This window comes from Streptomyces sp. WM4235 (assembly GCF_001279725.1).
In the GTDB taxonomy this organism is placed as follows: Bacteria; Actinomycetota; Actinomycetes; order Streptomycetales; family Streptomycetaceae; genus Streptomyces.
This window is the reverse complement of sequence record NZ_LGDE01000106.1, coordinates 1-4,597: the sequence shown is the minus strand read 5'-3', so window position 1 is coordinate 4,597 and position 4,597 is coordinate 1. Positions and strand designations below refer to the sequence as shown.

Here is a 4,597-nt window from a genome sequence, read left to right as displayed (position 1 = left end):
CCCCCACCCCCACCCCCACTCACGATCACGATCACGATCACGATCACGCGGAGATACTCGACCTGGACGCGGACGTCCTCGCCGAGCATCTCGCGTCCGTCACCGCGTGGCTGCCGGTGACGGCCGCTCCCCGGCACATCGTGGACCTGGGCTGCGGAACCGGTGCGGGCACCCTCGCCCTGCTCACCCGCTTCCCCGAGGCGCGGGTGACCGCGGTCGACTCCTCGGCCACCCACCTGAGGCGGCTGCGGGAGAAGGCCGGCGCCGGCGGAGTGGCCGGCCGCGTCCGCACCGTCCTGGCCGACCTCGACACGCACTGGCCCGACCTGTCCGGTCCCGATCCGTCCGGTCCTGATCCGTCCCATCCCGAGTTGGACCGGACCGCCCCGGCCAGTCCCGACCCGAACCGGCCCGACCTGGTGTGGGCGTCCGCGTCCCTGCACCACATGGCCGACCCCCGACGCACCCTGCGTCAGGTCCACGGCAGTCTGGCGCCCGGCGGCCTCTTCGCCGTCGTCGAACTGGCGGGCTTCCCCCGGTTCCTGCCCGCGGACGCCCCGGAGGACCGCCCCGGGCTGGAGGAACGCTGCCACCTCGCGAGTGAACGCCGCCACGACAGCCGGCTCCCGCACCGCGGCGCCGATTGGGGGCCCATGCTCACGGCCGCCGGATTCGAGGTCGAGGCCGAGCGGACGATCGCGGTGGACATCGAGGCCTCCCCCTCCAACGCGGTCGGCCGCTACGCCCTGAGCAGCCTGCGCCGCGTACGCGCCGCCGTCGACGACCACCTGTCGCCCGAGGACCTCGCCGCCCTCGACCGGCTCCTGGACACCGACGGTCCGCACGGCATCCTGCACCGGCCCGACCTGGCCGTCCGCACCCGCCGCACGGTCTGGGCCGCCCGCCGGGCCTGAAAGCCATCGCCGCCGGTACGGGCAGGGGCACTGCCGCCATGGCTACAGGGAGCGGGCGGCGCCACCGTCGATGCGGATGGACTCGCCGTTGATGTAGGCGGCGTCGTCGGAGACGAGGAAGCGGGCGAGCTTGCCGATCTCCTCGGTGGTGGCGTAGCGGCCGGCCGAGATCCGGGCCAGGAACTCGGTCCACCAGACGGGCCAGGTCGTCGGGTTCGGTCAAGGAGCCGACCGTGGCGATCCCGCCGAGTTCGCGGGCGACGTCCTCGACGGTGTCGCTGGTGCCGAGGAGGGAGACGCGGTGGCCCGCCCGAGCGAGTTCGGTGGCCATGCCCCGTCCTATGGCGCGTGCTGCGCGAATCCGGCGTGACGCGCGAACACAAGGTCGGCCGCCACAAGGCCGTCGAGCTGCGCCGCGCGGACCTCGACACCCGCTTCCCCGGACTGCTCGACGCCGTCCTCGCCGCCACACCGCCCACGCTCGACGTCACCGCCTGACGCCGCCGGAGGCCGGGTGCGGCGGCCGACCACCCCCGGCGCCCGCCGCGCGGAACTCCCCGTCACCAGGTGACGGGGAGTTCCCGCAGGCCGTAGACGATGGTGTCCCGCTGGAACACCAGCCGCTCCTCGGGCACGGCCAGCCGCAGCCCCGGCAGCCGGCGCAGTACCGTCTCCAACACGATCTGGAGCTCGACACGGGCCAGCGTGTGGCCCAGGCACTGGTGCACACCGTGCCCGAAGGCCACGTGCCGGCGCGCGTCGCGGGTCACGTCCAGTTCGGTCGGGCAGGCCGCGCCCTCCCCCTGCCCCTCCGGGCCGAAGAGCTCCGGTTGCCGGTTGGCGGTGGACAGCATGCAGATCACCCCGTCGCCGGCCCGGATGTCCGCCCCGCCGACGGTGACGTCCTCCGTCGCCGCCCGGCCGAGGCCGAGGTGGATGATCGTGAGGTAGCGCAGCAGCTCCTCCACCGCCCCCGGGATCAGGCCCGGGTCCGTCCGCAACAGGGCCGCCTGGTCGGGGCGGCGCAGCAGGGCCAGGACACAGAGCGCCGCCATGTTGGTGGTGCTCTCGTGCCCGGTGATCAGGAGCATGAAGCCGAGGGAGGCCGTCTCCTGCGCCGTCAGATCGGGCCGGACCGCGAGCCTGCTGAGGATGTCGTCCCCGGGCGCTTCCCGCTTCCGTCCGGCCAGCTCCGCCAAGTAGCCCATCAGCTCGCGGTGGGCCGCCGCGGCCCGAGCGGGGTCGGTGGTGTTGTCGAGCAGGGTCCGGCTGAGGGACTGGAACAACGCGTGGTCCTCGTACGGGACCCCCAGCATCAGGCAGATGACCAGGGACGGGATCGGGAGCGCGAAGTCCGCGACGAGGTCGGCGCCGCGGCGGCCGTCGGCCGTCATGGTGTCGACGGCGCTCTCGACCACGTCCACGATGGTGGGGCGCAGTTCCTGGATCCGGCGGCTCAGGAAGTCCTTGGCGACCATGCGTCGCAGCCGGGCGTGCTCGGGGTCGTCCATCCGGATGAAGCTGGGCTGGGCGGTGGCCAGTTGGCGCTGCCCGGCGGACAGGAAGGGGAAGCCGGGGGTACGGGCGTCGGCGCTGAAGCGGGCGTCGCCGAGCACCGCCCGCACCTCCGGATGGCCGGTCACCAACCAGCAGGGCGCGCCGTCGGGGAGTTCGGCCCGACTGACCGGGGCTGCGGCGGCGGCCGTCGTGTAGCCGGGTGGCGGGTCGTAGGGGCAGGACCCGTACGCGGCGGGCAGGGCGAACCCGGCCGCGTTCGCGGTCGGGGCTTCGGCGGCGGTGGCGGTGGTGAGTTCGGTGGGGGTGGCGGGGGTGGTGGTCACGGTCATCGTGGATCTCGTCCGGGGGAGGTTCGGCCGCCGTCGGGCGGGGTGCGGAGGGCGTCGAGCGTGGCGCACATGGTGGCGCACTGTCCGGCGAGGATCAGGAGTTCGATGAGCTGGTCGGAACGCAGTTCGGCGGCCAGTCGGTCCCAGAGCGGCTGAGGCAGCGGGTCGCCGGCCGCCAGCGCGTCGGAGGCCTCCAGCAGCGCCAGTTCGTCCTCTGGCCACGGGTGGGCGTCGAGCGGGAGAGCCGTCGCCGCGACCTCGCGGGAGTCCAGGCCGGCGCCGGCGGCGACCGCGCCGTGCCGCTCGTACACGAAGGAGCCGCGGCGCCGGTGTGCGGTGCGCAGGACGACCAGCTCCCGCCGGCGGGCCGTCAGGGTCCCGTCGTGGGTGAGGACCCGGGCGAGGGAGAGCCAGGCGCGGGCCAGTTCCGGATGGTGGGCGAGGGTCCCGAAGAGGTTGACGCGGCCGGGACCGTCCTTGGCCGAACCGGCCAACAGCCCTCGCAGCTCCGGTGTCCACTGTTCGAGTGGCAGCGGATCGATGCGCGCGGGACGTACCGGCGAGGTCGGGGGCGCGGCGGGACCGGTCCGGTCCGTGGGGTCGGCGATCACGGCGTCACCACCGACAGACGACGACGCCGGCACTCGCGCCGCTCGCGAAACCGAACATGCCGACCAGGTCACCCGCGTGCAGCCGGTCCGAATCGAGGGCGGTGGCCAGTTGGAGGGGGATGGTGTTCGTCGCGACGTTGCCGTGCGCGGGGAACGTGGCCAGGATCCGCCCCGGATCCACCCCCACCCAGTCGCACGCGACACGGGTGAACGGCACGGACGGCTGGTGCACGCACACCAGGTCGAAGTCGTCGACGGTCACCCCGATGTCGCGCACCGCCCCGCGGACCTTGGCGGGCATCCCGTCGAACGAGGCCACCAACCGCGCCGAGTCGATCTCCAAGCGGCCCATCCGGCGGTGGTTCGCGTAGGGATTGGGCAGGGTCGCGGCCTTCCAGCCCCACGAGTTCGCGAAGAAACGGGCCCCCAGGATCCCGGGCCGCCCGCTCGCCGACACCAGCACGGCCGAACCCATGTCCCCGGTGCTCAGGCTCGGCAACGCGTTCAACAGGTCGTCCGGGTCCGCCACGCTCCAACGGCTCTCCCGGGTACTCACCTCGGCGCTGGTGATCAACACCCGTCGGTACTGCCCGGTGCGGACGAAGGCGTCGGCCACCTCCAGGGCGTTGAGGACTCCGTTGCAGGCGTTCTTCAGGTCGAACACCGGACAACCCACGCCGAGCTTGGCCGCGACCACGTGGGCGGTGGCCGGTTCCTCCATGTCGGCGAGGATGCCGGCGTACAGGAGCAGGTCCACCTGACGGGGCAAGGTGCCGCTCTCGTCGAGCAGCTTGCGGGCAGCGTGCACGGCGAGGTCGGACGGTTGCTCCTCGGGCGGGGCGACGGTGCGCTGGTCCAGCCCGTACATGTGGTGGAGCACGCCGCGCGACATCGGGATGCCGGGACTGCCGGCCCGGAAGCGGTCCTCGACGGCGGCGACGCTCTGGCGTTCCTCGGGAACGTGGACGGTGGCATGGACGATGGCGCTGTGAACGGCCAAGGGTGCGAAGCCTTCTCGTGAGCGTGAGCGTGAGCGTGAGCGTGAGCGTGAGCGCGGGTGGGGGTGGGGATGTGGGGCGCGGGTGCGGATGTGGCGCGCGGGCGCGGGTGCGGCGGGGGCGGGGGCGGGGGGGACCCGGGGGGGGGGGGGGGCTGGGGGGGGGGGGGGAGCGAACCCCGCTGTGCCCGCCCCAAGCCAAGGCAAAGCTGGGGGGGCCCCCCGTCC

At 73.8% G+C, this 4,597-nt stretch carries 6 protein-coding genes; 2 read left to right on the top strand and 4 right to left on the bottom strand.

All coding sequences use genetic code 11. The features are described from left to right. Nucleotides 1–914 (top strand): class I SAM-dependent methyltransferase (locus ADK55_RS10600; RefSeq protein ID WP_053677359.1); only part of this gene is annotated, 914 nt, incomplete at its 5' end. Nucleotides 915–956: 42 nt separating this feature from the next. Here the strand turns inward: ADK55_RS10600 and ADK55_RS40930 are convergent. Then, the gene (locus tag ADK55_RS40930) at nt 957–1,085 is read right to left on the bottom strand and encodes an SDR family oxidoreductase (protein WP_420713615.1); all 129 of its coding nucleotides are present in this window, start codon (nt 1,083–1,085) and stop codon (nt 957–959) included. Between the two features lie 177 nt (nt 1,086–1,262). Here ADK55_RS40930 and ADK55_RS37565 point away from each other — a divergent pair, with 177 nt between their 5' ends. After that, the gene (locus tag ADK55_RS37565; RefSeq protein WP_199826487.1) at nt 1,263–1,412 is read left to right on the top strand and encodes a hypothetical protein; all 150 of its coding nucleotides are present in this window, start codon (nt 1,263–1,265) and stop codon (nt 1,410–1,412) included. Nucleotides 1,413–1,474: 62 nt separating this feature from the next. Here ADK55_RS37565 and ADK55_RS10595 read toward each other — a convergent pair whose 3' ends face one another. The 3 genes from ADK55_RS10595 to ADK55_RS10585 are packed head-to-tail and all read right to left on the bottom strand — an operon-like array spanning nt 1,475 to nt 4,372. Next, the gene (locus ADK55_RS10595; RefSeq protein ID WP_078998755.1) at nt 1,475–2,761 is read right to left on the bottom strand and encodes a cytochrome P450; all 1,287 of its coding nucleotides are present in this window, start codon (nt 2,759–2,761) and stop codon (nt 1,475–1,477) included. After that, nucleotides 2,758–3,372 carry a carboxymuconolactone decarboxylase family protein gene (locus tag ADK55_RS10590; protein ID WP_053677357.1) on the bottom strand — a complete coding sequence of 205 codons (615 nt, stop codon included), beginning with the start codon at nt 3,370–3,372 and terminating at the stop codon, nt 2,758–2,760. Before ADK55_RS10590 ends, ADK55_RS10595 begins: the two co-directional genes overlap by 4 nt. Before the next feature lie 4 nt (nt 3,373–3,376). After that, nucleotides 3,377–4,372, bottom strand: coding sequence for a 3-oxoacyl-ACP synthase III family protein (locus ADK55_RS10585; RefSeq protein ID WP_053677355.1), 996 nt, complete (start codon nt 4,370–4,372; stop codon nt 3,377–3,379). Nucleotides 4,373–4,597 lie beyond the last annotated feature (225 nt).